At 47.7% G+C, this 13,272-nt stretch carries 15 protein-coding genes; 8 read left to right on the forward strand and 7 right to left on the reverse strand.

What is annotated here, in order from left to right; all coding sequences use genetic code 11:
• Positions 1-3 precede the first annotated feature (3 nt).
• The 4 genes from trkA to def all read right to left on the reverse strand — a co-directional run bounded on the left by trkA (position 4) and on the right by def (position 4,268).
• Positions 4-1,380 (reverse strand): Trk system potassium transporter TrkA, encoded by a 1,377-nt coding sequence (gene trkA, locus AACQ79_RS00370; protein ID WP_064624051.1) that lies wholly within the window; start codon positions 1,378-1,380, stop codon positions 4-6.
• A 74-nt stretch (positions 1,381-1,454) separates the two neighbouring features.
• Complete coding sequence (gene rsmB / locus AACQ79_RS00375; RefSeq protein WP_019283078.1) at positions 1,455-2,735, reverse strand: 16S rRNA (cytosine(967)-C(5))-methyltransferase RsmB; 1,281 nt, start codon at positions 2,733-2,735, stop codon at positions 1,455-1,457.
• A gap of 59 nt (positions 2,736-2,794) precedes the next feature.
• The gene (gene fmt, locus AACQ79_RS00380) at positions 2,795-3,742 is read right to left on the reverse strand and encodes a methionyl-tRNA formyltransferase (protein ID WP_017043682.1); all 948 of its coding nucleotides are present in this window, start codon (positions 3,740-3,742) and stop codon (positions 2,795-2,797) included.
• A 16-nt stretch (positions 3,743-3,758) separates the two neighbouring features.
• Positions 3,759-4,268: a peptide deformylase gene (gene def / locus AACQ79_RS00385; RefSeq protein ID WP_038148727.1), complete on the reverse strand. Its 510-nt coding sequence runs from the start codon at positions 4,266-4,268 to the stop codon at positions 3,759-3,761.
• Positions 4,269-4,408: 140 nt separating this feature from the next.
• Here def and AACQ79_RS00390 point away from each other — a divergent pair, with 140 nt between their 5' ends.
• The 4 genes from AACQ79_RS00390 to AACQ79_RS00405 are packed head-to-tail and all read left to right on the forward strand — an operon-like array spanning position 4,409 to position 7,742.
• On the forward strand, positions 4,409-5,539 hold the full coding sequence (locus AACQ79_RS00390) for a LysM peptidoglycan-binding domain-containing protein (RefSeq protein ID WP_170899530.1): 1,131 nt from the start codon (positions 4,409-4,411) through the stop codon (positions 5,537-5,539).
• Complete coding sequence (gene dprA, locus AACQ79_RS00395) at positions 5,539-6,648, forward strand: DNA-processing protein DprA (RefSeq protein ID WP_170899531.1); 1,110 nt, start codon at positions 5,539-5,541, stop codon at positions 6,646-6,648. The genes AACQ79_RS00390 and dprA overlap by 1 nt, the downstream gene beginning before the upstream one ends.
• Positions 6,649-6,650: 2 nt before the next feature.
• Positions 6,651-7,127 (forward strand): DUF494 family protein, encoded by a 477-nt coding sequence (locus tag AACQ79_RS00400; RefSeq protein ID WP_064624061.1) that lies wholly within the window; start codon positions 6,651-6,653, stop codon positions 7,125-7,127.
• A 27-nt stretch (positions 7,128-7,154) separates the two neighbouring features.
• On the forward strand, positions 7,155-7,742 hold the full coding sequence (locus tag AACQ79_RS00405; protein ID WP_170899532.1) for a DNA topoisomerase family protein: 588 nt from the start codon (positions 7,155-7,157) through the stop codon (positions 7,740-7,742).
• A 57-nt stretch (positions 7,743-7,799) separates the two neighbouring features.
• Here the strand turns inward: AACQ79_RS00405 and AACQ79_RS00410 are convergent, their stop codons facing one another.
• Positions 7,800-8,939 carry a 5-(carboxyamino)imidazole ribonucleotide synthase gene (locus AACQ79_RS00410; protein ID WP_170899533.1) on the reverse strand — a complete coding sequence of 380 codons (1,140 nt, stop codon included), beginning with the start codon at positions 8,937-8,939 and terminating at the stop codon, positions 7,800-7,802.
• 4 nt (positions 8,940-8,943) lie between these two features.
• Positions 8,944-9,429, reverse strand: coding sequence for a 5-(carboxyamino)imidazole ribonucleotide mutase (gene purE / locus AACQ79_RS00415; RefSeq protein WP_010319910.1), 486 nt, complete (start codon positions 9,427-9,429; stop codon positions 8,944-8,946).
• Positions 9,430-9,629: 200 nt separating this feature from the next.
• Between purE and AACQ79_RS00420 the strand changes: the two genes are divergently transcribed.
• The 4 genes from AACQ79_RS00420 to AACQ79_RS00435 all read left to right on the forward strand — a co-directional run bounded on the left by AACQ79_RS00420 (position 9,630) and on the right by AACQ79_RS00435 (position 12,286).
• Positions 9,630-10,187 carry an L-threonylcarbamoyladenylate synthase gene (locus AACQ79_RS00420; RefSeq protein ID WP_017043689.1) on the forward strand — a complete coding sequence of 186 codons (558 nt, stop codon included), beginning with the start codon at positions 9,630-9,632 and terminating at the stop codon, positions 10,185-10,187.
• Between the two features lie 20 nt (positions 10,188-10,207).
• Positions 10,208-11,122, forward strand: coding sequence for an oxygen-dependent coproporphyrinogen oxidase (gene hemF, locus AACQ79_RS00425; protein ID WP_170899534.1), 915 nt, complete (start codon positions 10,208-10,210; stop codon positions 11,120-11,122).
• 64 nt (positions 11,123-11,186) lie between these two features.
• Complete coding sequence (gene aroE, locus AACQ79_RS00430; RefSeq protein ID WP_017046340.1) at positions 11,187-12,017, forward strand: shikimate dehydrogenase; 831 nt, start codon at positions 11,187-11,189, stop codon at positions 12,015-12,017.
• Positions 12,018-12,019: 2 nt separating this feature from the next.
• On the forward strand, positions 12,020-12,286 hold the full coding sequence (locus tag AACQ79_RS00435) for a DUF1488 family protein (protein ID WP_010319906.1): 267 nt from the start codon (positions 12,020-12,022) through the stop codon (positions 12,284-12,286).
• Here the strand turns inward: AACQ79_RS00435 and AACQ79_RS00440 are convergent, their stop codons facing one another.
• Positions 12,287-12,835, reverse strand: a complete 549-nt coding sequence (locus AACQ79_RS00440) for a gamma carbonic anhydrase family protein (protein ID WP_013855523.1) — start codon at positions 12,833-12,835, stop codon at positions 12,287-12,289. It lies immediately after the preceding gene.
• Positions 12,836-13,272: the final 437 nt, after the last annotated feature.

Consider the following 13,272-nt stretch of genomic DNA (forward strand, 5'->3'; position numbering starts at 1 on the left):
GACCTATAGGAAAAATGGGCTAGGTTGGAACAAGGCTTCCACATCGGGCACGTACTTTTTATCCACTAAGAACATCACCACGTGATCATCTTGCTCGATAATAGTGCGGTCATGGGCGATTAACACTTCTTCACCACGCACAATCGCGCCAATGGTTGTGCCCGGTGGCAGTTTAATATCACCCACTGCGCGTCCCACCACTTTAGAGGTGTTTTGGTCGCCATGTGCAATTGCCTCAATCGCCTCTGCCGCGCCACGGCGTAGCGAAGAGACGTTAACGATATCGGCACGACGTACGTGAGTCAGCAGTGCGGAAATGGTGGCTTGTTGGGGTGAAATCGCGACATCAATTACGCCGCCTTGTACGAGGTCGACATACGCGCCACGCTGGATAAGTACCATCACTTTTTTCGCACCCATACGCTTAGCGAGCATGGCGGACATGATGTTGGTTTCATCTTCGTTGGTGAGCGCAATAAATACATCGACTTGGTCGATGTTCTCTTCGGTTAGCAGCTCTTGGTCCGCCGCATCACCACAAAATACTATGGTGTTTTCTAACTCTTCCGATAACTGCTCTGCACGTGGGTAATTACGCTCAATCAGTTTAACGCTGTAGCTGTGCTCTAAACGTTTGGCTAAGCTTGCCCCAATGTTACCCCCGCCAACAATCATGATACGACGATAGGTTTTTTCCAGCCGCTGTAGCTCACTCATGACCGAGCGAATATGATTACTGGCTGCCACGAAGAACACTTCATCGTCAGCTTCAATAATTGTGGTGCCTTGCGGGCGAATCGGCCGACCTTGGCGGAAAATGGCCGCGACGCGGGTATCAATGTGCGGCATGTGTTCACGTAGCGCTGAAAGAGCATTACCCACCAATGGCCCGCCGTAGTAAGCTTTCACAGCCACTAGGCTCACTTTCTCTTCGGCAAAACTCACCACTTGCAGTGCGCCGGGGTATTGGATCAACCGTTCAATATAGCTCGTCACTAGCTCTTCAGGGGCGATAAGGTGATCCACCGGGATCGCGCCTGACTGAAACAAAGTCTCTTTTTCAAGCAGATATTCAGGAGAACGAATACGCGCAATTCGGTTGGGCGTATTAAACAAAGAGAACGCCACCTGGCATGCCGCCATGTTGGTTTCGTCGGTATTGGTGACCGCAACCAGCATGTCCGCGTCCTGTGCGCCCGCTTCACGCAGTACATCAGGGTGGCTGGCGTGGCCATGAATCACCCGCAAATCGTACTTGTCTTGCAGCTCGCGCAAGCGGTCACTATTTTTGTCGACAATGGTGATGTCATTGTTCTCGCCGACCAAGTTTTCGGCCAGTGTGCCACCGACCTGACCTGCACCAAGAATAATGATTTTCATACTCTGTTCTCTTTCTACCTGCCGAATATCGGCCACTGAAAAGGCAGCAGTAATGCTGCCAATGTGCGTCGAATTTACGCTTGTTTGGTTAATACTGCGTAGTAAAAACCGTCCATATCTTCTTCTCCGGGGAGTATCTGACGCCCCGGCTGCTCACGATCGGAACCCACTAATTGAGCGTTATGAGTTCGTTCTAAGAAGGCTTTGACCTGCAAGCTGTTTTCTTGTGGAGTGATCGAACAGGTTGCGTAAACCATAGTGCCACCGACTTTTAATTGCTTCCACATTGCGTCCAGTATTTCGCTTTGTAATTGAGCCAATGCCTCAATATCGCTACCACGACGTAGCCATTTGATGTCTGGATGACGGCGAATAACCCCAGTGGCAGAGCAAGGTGCATCTAATAAAATTCGGTCAAATTGTTCGCCATGCCACCATTCTTCAGGATAACGAGCATCACCGCAGATCACATCAGCGCGAAGTTGCAGGCGTTCTAAGTTGTCATAGACGCGTTCAAGGCGGGTTGCATCGCTGTCAATCGCAACCACTTCAGTATCGTGTGTGTGCTCCAGGATGTGCGCGGTTTTACCCCCTGGGGCGGCGCAGCAATCTAAAATAAGCTCGTCTGCTTTAGGTTGAAGGTAGTCAATCGCTAGCTGCGCAGCGGCATCTTGCACCGATACCCAACCACGATCAAAACCGGGTAAAAGCGTTACATCGCAAGGTGCAGCGAGTTTTATTGCGTCGGCGGCGTGAGAGTGCACGCTGCACTCGATATTTTCGCTAGCTAGTAGTGCAAGATATTCATCACGAGTGTGGTGCTGACGGTTGACGCGCAACCACATTGGCGCTTTTTGATTGTTCGCTTGCACAACCGTTTCCCACTGTTCTGGGTACGCTTGTTGTAACAGTTTAAGTAGCCAACTTGGGTGGCCATATTTGCCTGCGTTGTGGCTAACGGCGATAGCGTCCAGTGCTTCTTGATCGCGCAAGTAGCTGCGCAATACGGCGTTGATTAGCCCACCTAAATTTTCACCGCGCAATGTTTTGGTGCCTTCAACCGTCTCGGCTACTGCGGCGTGAGCGGGAATGCGCATAAAGCTCAATTGGTAGATACCAACTAAAATAAGATGGTGAAAAACCCGCTTTTTCCCTTTCAGTGGGTTGTCCATTAGCTCATTGGCAATTGATTCCAAACGAGGCAAATAACGCAAAGCCCCATAGCAGATCTCTTGCAACAGAGCGTGGTCTCTTGGGCGGATGGTTTTTTGCGCCGCAGGAAGTGCGTGAGAAAGTGAGTGGCCTTTATCAACCACTTGAAACAACACGTTAGCCGCAGCTGCGCGAACATTCATAGAAGTACCGACTTTAAATAAATGAAAATCAATGAGGGCATCTCTGCCCTCGTTAAGGTTTAGCTAAGTTGTGTGCCGACTTCAAACCAGCTTGCGCGCGAATTGAGAATGTCTTGCACTGACATCGCTTTTTTGCCCGGAACCTGCAACTGCTCAAGCACCAGTAAGCCGTTGCCGGTTGCCACATAAATACCCGATTTATCGGCTTGAACAATCGTGCCTGCAGGGTGGTCGCTGGTTTGTGCTTCAACGCGACTTTGCCATACTTTAATGCTGTTCTCAGCCACATCAAAATGGCTCATTGGCCATGGATTGAAAGCGCGCACGCAGCGTTCAATAAAAGCGGCATCCGCTGACCAATCGATTTTGGCTTCTTCTTTGCTAAGTTTTTGTGCGTAGTTAGCCAATGTATCATCTTGTTGGGTGGCAATCGCTTTGCCACTGGCGATATCGGCGATGCATTCTACCAACGCTTGTGGGCCTAACTCGGCCAGTTTGTTATACATAGAAGCGCTGGTGTCTGTTGCCTCAATCGGCAGCTTAGCAATTTTGAGCATATCGCCCGTATCTAGGCCGACATCCATTTGCATGATGGTTACACCTGTTTCGCTGTCTCCCGCCCAGATCGAGCGTTGGATCGGTGCGGCACCACGCCACCGTGGCAGAATGGAACCGTGTACGTTAATACAGCCAAGCCTTGGCATATCAAGTACGGCCTTCGGTAGCAGTAATCCGTAGGCGACCACTACCATTAAATCTGCGTTGAGATCGGCGAGCGCTTGCTTGGCTTCGTCGCTCTTAAAGTTCTCTGGTTGATACACAGCAATATTGTGCTCAACGGCCATCTGTTTCACTGGGCTGGCGGTCAGTTTTTTACCGCGCCCTGCCGGGCTGTCGGGCTTAGTGTACACCGCGATAACCTCATGCTCCGAAGACAACAACGCCGCCAAATGACGGGCGGCGAAGTCCGGAGTACCTGCAAACACAATGCGTAATGATTGGCTCAAGGTAACCTCACTTAAGTTAGTTTTTTTCGTTATAACGTTTGATTTTCTCTAGCTTATCTCTAATACGCTTACGCTTTAATGGCGAAAGGTAATCCACAAACAGTTTGCCTTGTAAGTGATCAAGCTCGTGTTGAACACAAATGGCTAAAAGGTCATCCGCTTCAAATGAGAATTCGTTGCCATCACGATCTAATGCTTTGACTGTGACTTCTGCTGCGCGAGGAACAAGGGCGCGTGAGCCCGGGACCGACAGACAGCCTTCTTCAATGCCATCTTCACCGCGTTTCTCTAAGATTTCAGGGTTAATCAGAACCATTGGCTGGTCGCGACTCTCTGAAATATCGATCACAACGATGCGTTGGTGAATATCGACTTGCGTTGCGGCAAGGCCGATACCGTCCTCGTCGTACATAGTCTCAATCATGTCATCGACGATTTTTTGGATCTCAGGTGTCACTTTCTCTACCGGTTTTGCCACGGTACGAAGACGATCATCTGGGAATGTTAATACTTGTAATACAGACATATACACTCGAAATATTGAACTGTGCCGAAACAGCTTAAAGCTTGTTGGCTCAATTCTAGACATTTTATGACCCAAATGACAGCATCCAAATGTTAATAATCTGATTCATCCTTACTTATTTCGGCCAAGGAACAGAGGTCATGTCACGATTTATTCGTTATTTAGTGTGTGTGTTTTTACCGTTGTCATTGGTCGTTAATGCGTTGGCGGCGGAGGATATGGCGCTCACCGTCAAAGCAAATGCCCCGCAGACATACACGGTCGTCAAAGGAGATACCTTGTGGGATATTTCTGCGCTCTATCTTGATAACCCGTGGTTGTGGCCACGTTTATGGCAAATTAACCCAGAGATCGATAACCCGCATTTGATTTATCCCGGCGATAAGCTGACCTTAGTCTGGCGTAACGGACAGCCGGTGTTGAGTTTAAAACCTATAGTCAAGTTGAGTCCGAAAGTGCGTGTGCTTGAGAAAAAAGCGGTTCCGACCGTGCAAGAGGGATTAGTGTTGCCGTATCTGCATACGGATCGCTTACTGGATAAGCAAACATTACAAGAGAGCCAGCGTGTGCTCGGTGCCAGCGACGGTAAACAATACCTGACGGCGCAAGATACGCTCTACATAAGCGGGCAACAGACTCACCCCAAATGGGGTATTTATCGTGAAATCGCTGAGTTTTCTCGTCATGATGCTGCCGCGAAAAATAAAACTATGGTTGCTTTGCGTTTGATTGCTTCTGGTGAATTGGTCTCCGCCGATGAGGCTTTTAGCGGGCTAACCATCACCGCACAGCAACAAGAGATAAGAGTCAATGATATTGCCCTACCTGAAGTGGGCGTCGAAACCTTAACGCTTTCAACCACTTTTTTCCCATCGCCATCGCGACTACAAGCTGAAACGCACATCCTCGGATCGTTGGAGGGTAGTGAGTATTCGGCGCAGAATCAGGTAGTTGTGATCGATAAAGGCCTTGCAGATCAACTGCGTCAAGGGACGATGTTTGATTTGATTCAAGCTGGTTCTAAAGTGTCTGGAAAGAAAGGACAGCACCAACAGAACCTTGATGAAACCCTGCAATTACCAAGCAGCTTGGTGGGCAGTTTGATGGTCATTCGACCTTATGAACATTTTAGTTTGGCTTTGATTACCGATAGCCTCGTGCCGATTAGTAAAAGTGTAATCGCGGTTTCGCCGCTCAAACCAGAGCTAACAATCGAGCCAAATGAACAAGCCGATACGGACTCGGTGGTTAAGGATGATACCGCAAGCTGATGGAGCAGAACGAATTAGCGGCGTGGCTAGCATTCAGCTTTGTGCCAAAATTGGGTGGCAAGAAACTTTCTCGCCTTGCTAGCGTCGCTTCTCTTGCTCATTTAATTGACTATTCCGAGCGGGAGTTAGCCGCGTTGGGTCTAGTTCAAGAGCAAATCCGTTATCTGCGCGAGACAGCTCCTCAAGAAGTTGAAGAATGCCTAAGTTGGCAGCAAGCTAATGAGTCTCATCACATCCTTACTTCATTTTGCGATGGTTACCCTTCGTTACTAAAAGAAATTGCTACCGCACCTCCGGTTTTATTTGTCAAAGGACGAATAACAGCACTCTCTGATCCGCAAATGGCGATCGTCGGCAGTCGTAATGCGAGCCCTGATGGCCAACGAGTTGCTCATCAGTTTGCGCGAGAATTTGTGCAACAGGGCTTGGTTGTCACCAGTGGTTTGGCATTAGGTATTGATGGACATGCTCATGACGGTGCGTTGCAAGCGGGTGGTGAGACGATAGCCGTGCTCGGTTCGGGCCTTGAATCTATTTACCCAGCGCGACATAAAAAATTAGCGCAACGGGTGATGGAAAGCGGAGCATTAGTCTCGGAATTTCGTCCCAAAGCCAAACCAAGGCCAGATAACTTTCCGCGGCGAAATCGCATTATCAGCGGGTTAGCGGTTGGTGTTTTAGTGGTGGAAGCGGCGGAGAAAAGTGGCTCGTTGATCACGGCGCGCTATGCGGCTGAGCAAGGGCGAGATGTGTTTGTTATTCCGGGCTCCATTGCTAACTCAAATTGCCACGGTAGTAATCAACTTATTCGTTGTGGGGCGTGCTTGGTGCAAAACAGTGAACAAGTATTATCTGAAATCGGCACCTTAGTAGACTGGTCATTGCGCCAAAAGCAGCCTCAACCTGATTTATTTTCTGTACAGAGCGATCAGCAATTGCCATTTGCTGAACTGTTAGCTAACGTAGGAGTAGAGGCTACGCCTGTTGATATTCTTGCGAGCAGGACCCATATACCTGTCCATGAAGTCATGATGCAGCTTTTAGAACTTGAGCTTTCAGGTCATGTTGTTGCCGTTTCTGGCGGCTATATTCGTAAGGGGAAGGGTTAGCTATGATGATGGATATATTGATGTATCTATTTGAAACCTACGTCCATAGCGATGTAGATTTGCAAGTCGATCAAGATGAGCTTGAAGATGAATTGCTTCGAGCCGGTTTTCACCAGAAAGATATCTATAAGGCCCTGAATTGGTTAGAAGAGCTTGCGGCATTGCAACAAACCGATGCTCATTCAGCGATGGCAACCAGTGCTGCGACTTCGATGCGGATGTACACAGCACCAGAGATGGACAGGCTGGATCTTGAAAGCCGAGGTTTTTTATTGTTCCTCGAACAAGTGAAAGTATTAACTCCTGAAATTCGTGAAATGGTGATTGATCGAGTGATGGGTTTAGAAACCAATGAATTTGAATTGGATGACTTAAAGTGGATCATTTTGATGGTGCTATTTAATGTACCGGGAAATGAAAATGCTTACACGCTTATGGAAGAGCTGCTATACACCAAAGATCAAGGTATTTTGCATTGATTGCAGCCGTTCGTTTAGTTGAGCATTATGAGTCGTAAAACCAAGTCCCCCCTTTTTTCTGCGCATGGACAAGCGCTGCAGCATGAGCCTTGTCCGCAATGTGGTGGCCAATTACAGCTTCGTCAGGGTAAGCATGGGCTGTTTTTAGGCTGTAACCATTATCCCAATTGTGACTATATTAAGCCGCTGCAGCAAAATGATGGTCATATCGTTAAGGAGTTGGGTGTGCCATGCCCAGAGTGTGGCCATGAATTAGTGTTACGCCAAGGTCGTTATGGCATGTTTATCGGGTGTAGTCATTATCCGCATTGCCACCATATCCAAGATACAGATTCCCCTGCAGACAATGTTTCTCAGTCAAAACAGCTTTGCCCTGAATGTTTGAAAGGCCATTTAGTGGAGCGAAAAACGCGCCATGGTAAAACTTTTCATGCTTGCGATAATTACCCTAAATGCAAGTTTGCCGTTAATCAGCAACCTGTTGCCGGTAAATGCGAAAAATGTGGGTTTGGATTATTGATAGAGAAAAAACTCGCCAGTGGTATCAAGCTGCAATGTGCTGATCGAAAATGTGGTCATATTCAATCCGCCACAGAGCAAAGCGACCGCATATGAAAATGGCACATTGAACGTGCCATTTTTTATCCGTATTTATCGTCAATTAGGTTTGTTTTAGAGAGTCGGCTTGAGCGCTTGAACAAAATGGTGCAAGGCTGGATACGTTGTCGCATCAAGCACTTCAGCCAAGCAACAGAGCGTTCGTTGCAACTGCGCGTTGTAATCTGCACTGACATTAATATGGCCCATTTTGCGCCCAGCACGTTTCTCTTTGCCATACCAATGAATGTGGCAGCCTTCAATCGTCATCACGGCTTCTGGTAAATTGTCCTCACCCAAAATATTAATCATCGCGGTTGGGCGAAGTAACTTCGTGCTGCCTAAAGGTAAGCCACATACTGCGCGAAGGTGATTCTCAAATTGGCAGGTTTCTGCGCCTTGCTGTGTCCAGTGACCAGAGTTATGGACTCGTGGTGCAATTTCATTCACCAACAATGTTCCCTGCACATCAAAAAACTCGAGCGCTAGCACACCGACATAATTGAGACGAGCGGCAACCGAGGTAAACATCGACAGTGCTTGCTCTTGCAAGGCTGGGTCATCTATCGCCGTTGATAAACTTAGTACACCGTTGATGTGCACATTTTCTGCCAGCGGGTAAACCGCGATGCTGCCATCTTTGGCACGCGCGCCGACTAACGAGACTTCACGATCAAAGGGGACAAACTGCTCTGCCACTATCGCTTGAGTCGGAGTGGCTTGGATACAGGCTTCCATTTCTGGCCAAATGAGCTCTGCTTGTGAAGCTTCTTTTAAACGCCATTGACCCTTTCCGTCATAGCCACCCAGTGCACTTTTTAGAACTATAGGTAGGCCGATGTTGGTTATCGCGGCATCTAAATCTTCACGAGTATTAATCACAAAGTATTGGGCATTTTTTGCGTTGGCTTCATCGAGTAGCGCTTTTTCAAGACGGCGATCGCCTCCGGCTTTAATGGCTTCGACGCTAGGAAGAAACTTACCACTTTGCTCACAAACAGTGAGGATTTCATGGGGAATATGCTCAAATTCAGCGGTAATGACATCCGCTTGTTTGATCGCATTGTCTAAACCATGACCAGTGATGTGTAATGTCAAAGGATGGACGATGTTACCGCTGCCCACATCAAAAGCGGAGATTTGAATGTTCAGCGGAGCGCCAGCCAGAGCCATCATGCGTGCCAGTTGCCCAGCGCCCAAGACTAAAACGTGCATAGTATCAATCCTCTGCAGGGTTAGGGTGGCTCAACACCGCTTCAGTTTGTGCTAAACGAAATGCTTCCACTTTTGCCATGACGGCCTCATCACTGGTGCCGATGATTTGCGCGGCAAGCAGCCCAGCATTGGCCGCGCCTGCTTCTCCAATAGCTAAGGTGCCCACCGCAATCCCTTTTGGCATTTGCACAATCGAGAGTAAAGAGTCCATCCCTTTGAGTGCCTTTGACTGAACGGGAACGCCAAGTACCGGCAAGCTAGTAAACGCTGCCGTCATGCCCGGCAGGTGTGCGGCTCCGCCTGCGCCAGCTATGATGACTTTAAGGCCGCGTTCTCTTGCGCTGGTGGCGTAATCGGCAAGAAGTTGAGGTGTGCGGTGAGCAGAGACAACTTTGGTTTCGTATGCCACACCAAATTGATCCAACATGTCAGCAGCTAGCTTCATTGTGGGCCAATCGGATTTTGAACCCATGATAATTCCGACTTTCATCTCAAACTCCTTAATACTTCTAAAAATGGGGTGAGCGGGATAATTTGCGCGCATTATACGAGTATTTTTTCCTTAGGAAAACGTTTGCGTCAGCTTAATTGTGGAATTGATACATTTTATAAACAAATAGCTTTAGCCAGTTTTCAACGAAGTTTGTACACTTAGCCGCACTGTATTAAAGAAACCGATGGACAGTTTTTGTGAATAACTTTGAACACACTTTGCAGGCTCTACGTGACGGTGAAGTAATTGCCTACCCAACGGAAGGCGTGTTTGGGGTTGGGTGTGACCCAGATAACCCGCAAGCCATTCAGAAGCTCTTAGCGCTCAAGCAGCGTCCTGTGGAAAAGGGGTTGATTTTAATTGCGGCCTCTTACGAACAATTGCTTCCTTATATTGATGAGAGCCAGTTGACATCAGAGCAGCTTGCACGAGTACATGCCACCTGGCCTGGCCCTGTGACATGGATAATGCCGACCAGTGATAAAGTCTCTACTTGGGTGAGTGGGCAATTTGATTCGATAGCCGTACGTGTGACAGATCATCCTTTAGTGCAAAAGCTATGCAATGCGTTTGGAAAACCATTAACCTCGACCAGTGCGAATTTAAGTGGTCTTGCACCTTGCCTGACAACGGAAGAAGTTGAATCGCAACTGGGTGAGCAACTGGTTGCGATTTTAGATGGTCAAACCGGTGGTCGAAATAAGCCCAGTGAAATTCGTGACGCGAAAACCTCACAAGTATTAAGACAGGGTTAATCCTGCTAAGGAAGTAAGCGATGCCAACCATTGATAAGCAAGCCGTCAAACAATTTTTGCTTGAGCTGCAAGACTCCATTTGCCAGCAACTTGAACAAGCGGATGGCCAAGCACTGTTTGAAGAAGATGCATGGCATCGCGAACCGAGTGAGCGTTTGGGAGGCGGTGGGCGAACTCGAGTGATGAAAGAAGGCCGTGTTTTTGAACAAGGCGGCGTGAATTTCTCGCATGTGCAAGGGCAGCAAATGCCCGCTTCAGCGACCGCGCATCGCCCTGAATTAGCTGGACGTCATTTTGAAGCGATGGGGGTTTCTTTGGTGATGCATCCAAACAATCCCTATGTTCCGACTTCTCACGCCAATGTTCGTTTCTTCATCGCTGAAAAAGAAGGCGAAGATCCTATCTGGTGGTTTGGCGGAGGATTTGACTTAACGCCTTTCTATCCGTTTGAAGAAGATGCTCAATCATGGCATGCCACAGCGAAAGCACTGTGTGTTCCTTTTGGTGAAAAAGTGTATGCCGAACATAAATCGTGGTGCGATGAGTATTTCTTCCTCCCTCATCGCAATGAAACGCGCGGTATTGGTGGCCTATTTTTCGATGATTTAAATGCTTGGGGATTTGAGCGCTGTTTTGCTTATATGCAAGCTGTCGGTAAAGGATACACCGCTGCGTATTTGCCGATTGTTGAACGTCGTCAAGCGATGGAGTACGGTGAGAGAGAGCGCCAGTTTCAACTTTATCGCCGTGGTCGCTATGTAGAGTTCAACTTAGTGTATGATCGCGGCACATTATTTGGTTTGCAAAGTGGCGGTCGAACGGAATCGATTTTAATGTCGATGCCGCCATTAGCTCGTTGGCAATATCGTTATCAAGCGGAAGAGGGCAGCGCAGAAGCGAAATTAAACACCTTCTTGCTGCCGAGGGAGTGGTGACCGCGGTACATTTTCAATGATAGGGGCGCCGAGGTGGCCCTGTTAATTATCGAGAGGCAAGGATATGGCTCATCACATTGATCAATATGCAGTATTTGGTAATCCAATCGGACACAGTAAATCGCCGATGATCCACACACTTTTTGCACGGCAAACCAGTCAGGAAATGCACTATACCGCTCAACTCGCGGCTCTAGATGGCTTTAAACAAGCGGCTGAAACCTTTTTTGCCTCCGGTGGTCGAGGGTGCAATATTACCGTGCCTTTTAAAGAAGAAGCGTATCAGTTTGCGGATCGATTAACCGAGCGAGCTCAACTTGCAGGCGCGGTCAATACACTGAAAAAATTAGATGATGGCGAAATCATCGGTGATAACACTGATGGTGAAGGGCTGGTTCAAGATCTGCTTCAGTACCAAGTGCCACTACGAGACGCTTCCATTTTAGTGATTGGTGCTGGCGGCGCGGCGCGCGGCGTGATTAAGCCCTTACTCGATCAGCACCCTACAAGTATCGTGATTACCAACCGCACCTTTGCAAAAGCCGAGCAGCTCGCCACGCTTTTTAGTCCCTTTGGCGCGGTAAAAGCAATCGCGCTGGAAGAGATTAATCAGCATTTTGACCTCATCATTAACTCGACCTCGGCCAGCTTGGATGGTGAATTGCCAAACATCGCTCCGACGATCTTCAGTAAGAGCAGTGTGGCCTATGACATGATGTATGGCAAAGGATTAACAACATTCAATCAGTGGGCATTAAGTCATCATTGCGCTCATGCTTATGATGGTTTGGGGATGTTGGTTGGGCAAGCTGCGGAGAGCTTTATGCTATGGCGCGGACTCAGGCCGGGTTCTCGACAAATATTGAGAGAACTGAGAAAAAATCTAGAAGGCTAATCATGAATCAAGCGATTTTATTTCCTGACCGACAAACGTGGCACTCGGCAAGCCAAAGCGTACTTTTTCCTGCTCAACACGCGGGAGCTTTGCTCGAGTGTACGGTACACAAGTCAGTACTGAGCCATCTGTCTGGTGAAATGATTACTAACGGTGAGCAAGCTATTCAAGTTTTTGAACAATGGCGATTTGACCTTGAAGAGCTTGCTGAAAGCTTGATTGAAGATGAAGCGTTCAATTTAGATGGACAAATAGAGATTAAAGCTTAGTTAATGGCTTTCTTTGACACTCGTAAGATAGTCATTTTTGTTCTGCACATAGTTGTCGGAAGATTTAAGCAAAAAAGCTCGCTCTTTATCTGTTAGCGGGCGGATCTGTTTCACTGGGGATCCTACATAAAGATAGCCGCTAACCAATACCTTGTTTGGTGGCACTAAACTGCCAGCTCCAACCATCACCTCCGACTCAACGACTACGCCATCGAGCACAATTGCTCCCATGCCAATTAAGACTCGATCATGGATTACGCAACCATGCAGCATCACTTTATGGCCAATTGTGACGTCATCGCCAATAATAAGTGGAAAACCATCCGGGTTTTCGGTGTTTTTATGAGTCACGTGCAGTACGCTGCCATCTTGAATGTTGCTACGTTGGCCAATGTGAATATGGTTTACATCGCCTCTGGCTGCAACCAATGGCCATATGCTGGAATCATCGCCTAAAACAATATCGCCAACCAACACCGAGCTACTATCTATATAGACGCGCTGTCCGATTTGTGGGGATATTCCTTTATAACTACGAATTGATGACATGCTCGTCTCCTTTAATAACTGACGCCATAAGATAAATTAAACAGAAATAGCGTCAAAACAACTCTTTTTGAATAAAAATTATCCCAACGAACAGAAAATCAAAAAAAACAGCAAAAAGGGGTTGCCAACGTGACGGCGATCTCTATAATGCCGCCTCACTGACACGGCACAGCCAGTAAGGGTTCAAGCCCAACCAGCAGCCAATCAGTAGGTCAAATCGGTAAGACGAAATAATTTAATAAAGTGTTTGACACTTTTCATTATCTCGCTAGAATGGCCGCCTCTTCAAAGGAAGCCTCGGCAAGCCAGCGAAGAACGCTCTTTAACAATATAAACCTATCAATCTGTGTGGGCACTCGTTGATGATAATCAAAAAAGATTTATCAATGAACTGAGTGACCAATCAGAATCAAGTTTACTTGATTTTGGCACAGTCA

Origin of the sequence: Vibrio sp. 3-2(1) (genome assembly GCF_963887575.1) — a bacterium.
Lineage (GTDB): Bacteria > Pseudomonadota > Gammaproteobacteria > Enterobacterales > Vibrionaceae > Vibrio > Vibrio anguillarum.

Coding starts and splice junctions, on each gene's coding strand:
- AACQ79_RS00405 (WP_170899532.1), top strand. CDS start 7,155: ATGAGTCGTAAAACCAAGTCCCCCCTTTTTTCTGCGCATGGACAAGCG.
- aroE (WP_017046340.1), top strand. CDS start 11,187: ATGGCTCATCACATTGATCAATATGCAGTATTTGGTAATCCAATCGGA.
- AACQ79_RS00390 (WP_170899530.1), top strand. CDS start 4,409: ATGTCACGATTTATTCGTTATTTAGTGTGTGTGTTTTTACCGTTGTCA.
- AACQ79_RS00410 (WP_170899533.1), bottom strand. CDS start 8,939: ATGCACGTTTTAGTCTTGGGCGCTGGGCAACTGGCACGCATGATGGCT.
- AACQ79_RS00400 (WP_064624061.1), top strand. CDS start 6,651: ATGATGATGGATATATTGATGTATCTATTTGAAACCTACGTCCATAGC.
- def (WP_038148727.1), bottom strand. CDS start 4,268: ATGTCTGTATTACAAGTATTAACATTCCCAGATGATCGTCTTCGTACC.
- hemF (WP_170899534.1), top strand. CDS start 10,208: ATGCCAACCATTGATAAGCAAGCCGTCAAACAATTTTTGCTTGAGCTG.
- trkA (WP_064624051.1), bottom strand. CDS start 1,380: ATGAAAATCATTATTCTTGGTGCAGGTCAGGTCGGTGGCACACTGGCC.
- AACQ79_RS00440 (WP_013855523.1), bottom strand. CDS start 12,835: ATGTCATCAATTCGTAGTTATAAAGGAATATCCCCACAAATCGGACAG.
- dprA (WP_170899531.1), top strand. CDS start 5,539: ATGGAGCAGAACGAATTAGCGGCGTGGCTAGCATTCAGCTTTGTGCCA.
- purE (WP_010319910.1), bottom strand. CDS start 9,429: ATGAAAGTCGGAATTATCATGGGTTCAAAATCCGATTGGCCCACAATG.
- rsmB (WP_019283078.1), bottom strand. CDS start 2,735: ATGAATGTTCGCGCAGCTGCGGCTAACGTGTTGTTTCAAGTGGTTGAT.
- AACQ79_RS00435 (WP_010319906.1), top strand. CDS start 12,020: ATGAATCAAGCGATTTTATTTCCTGACCGACAAACGTGGCACTCGGCA.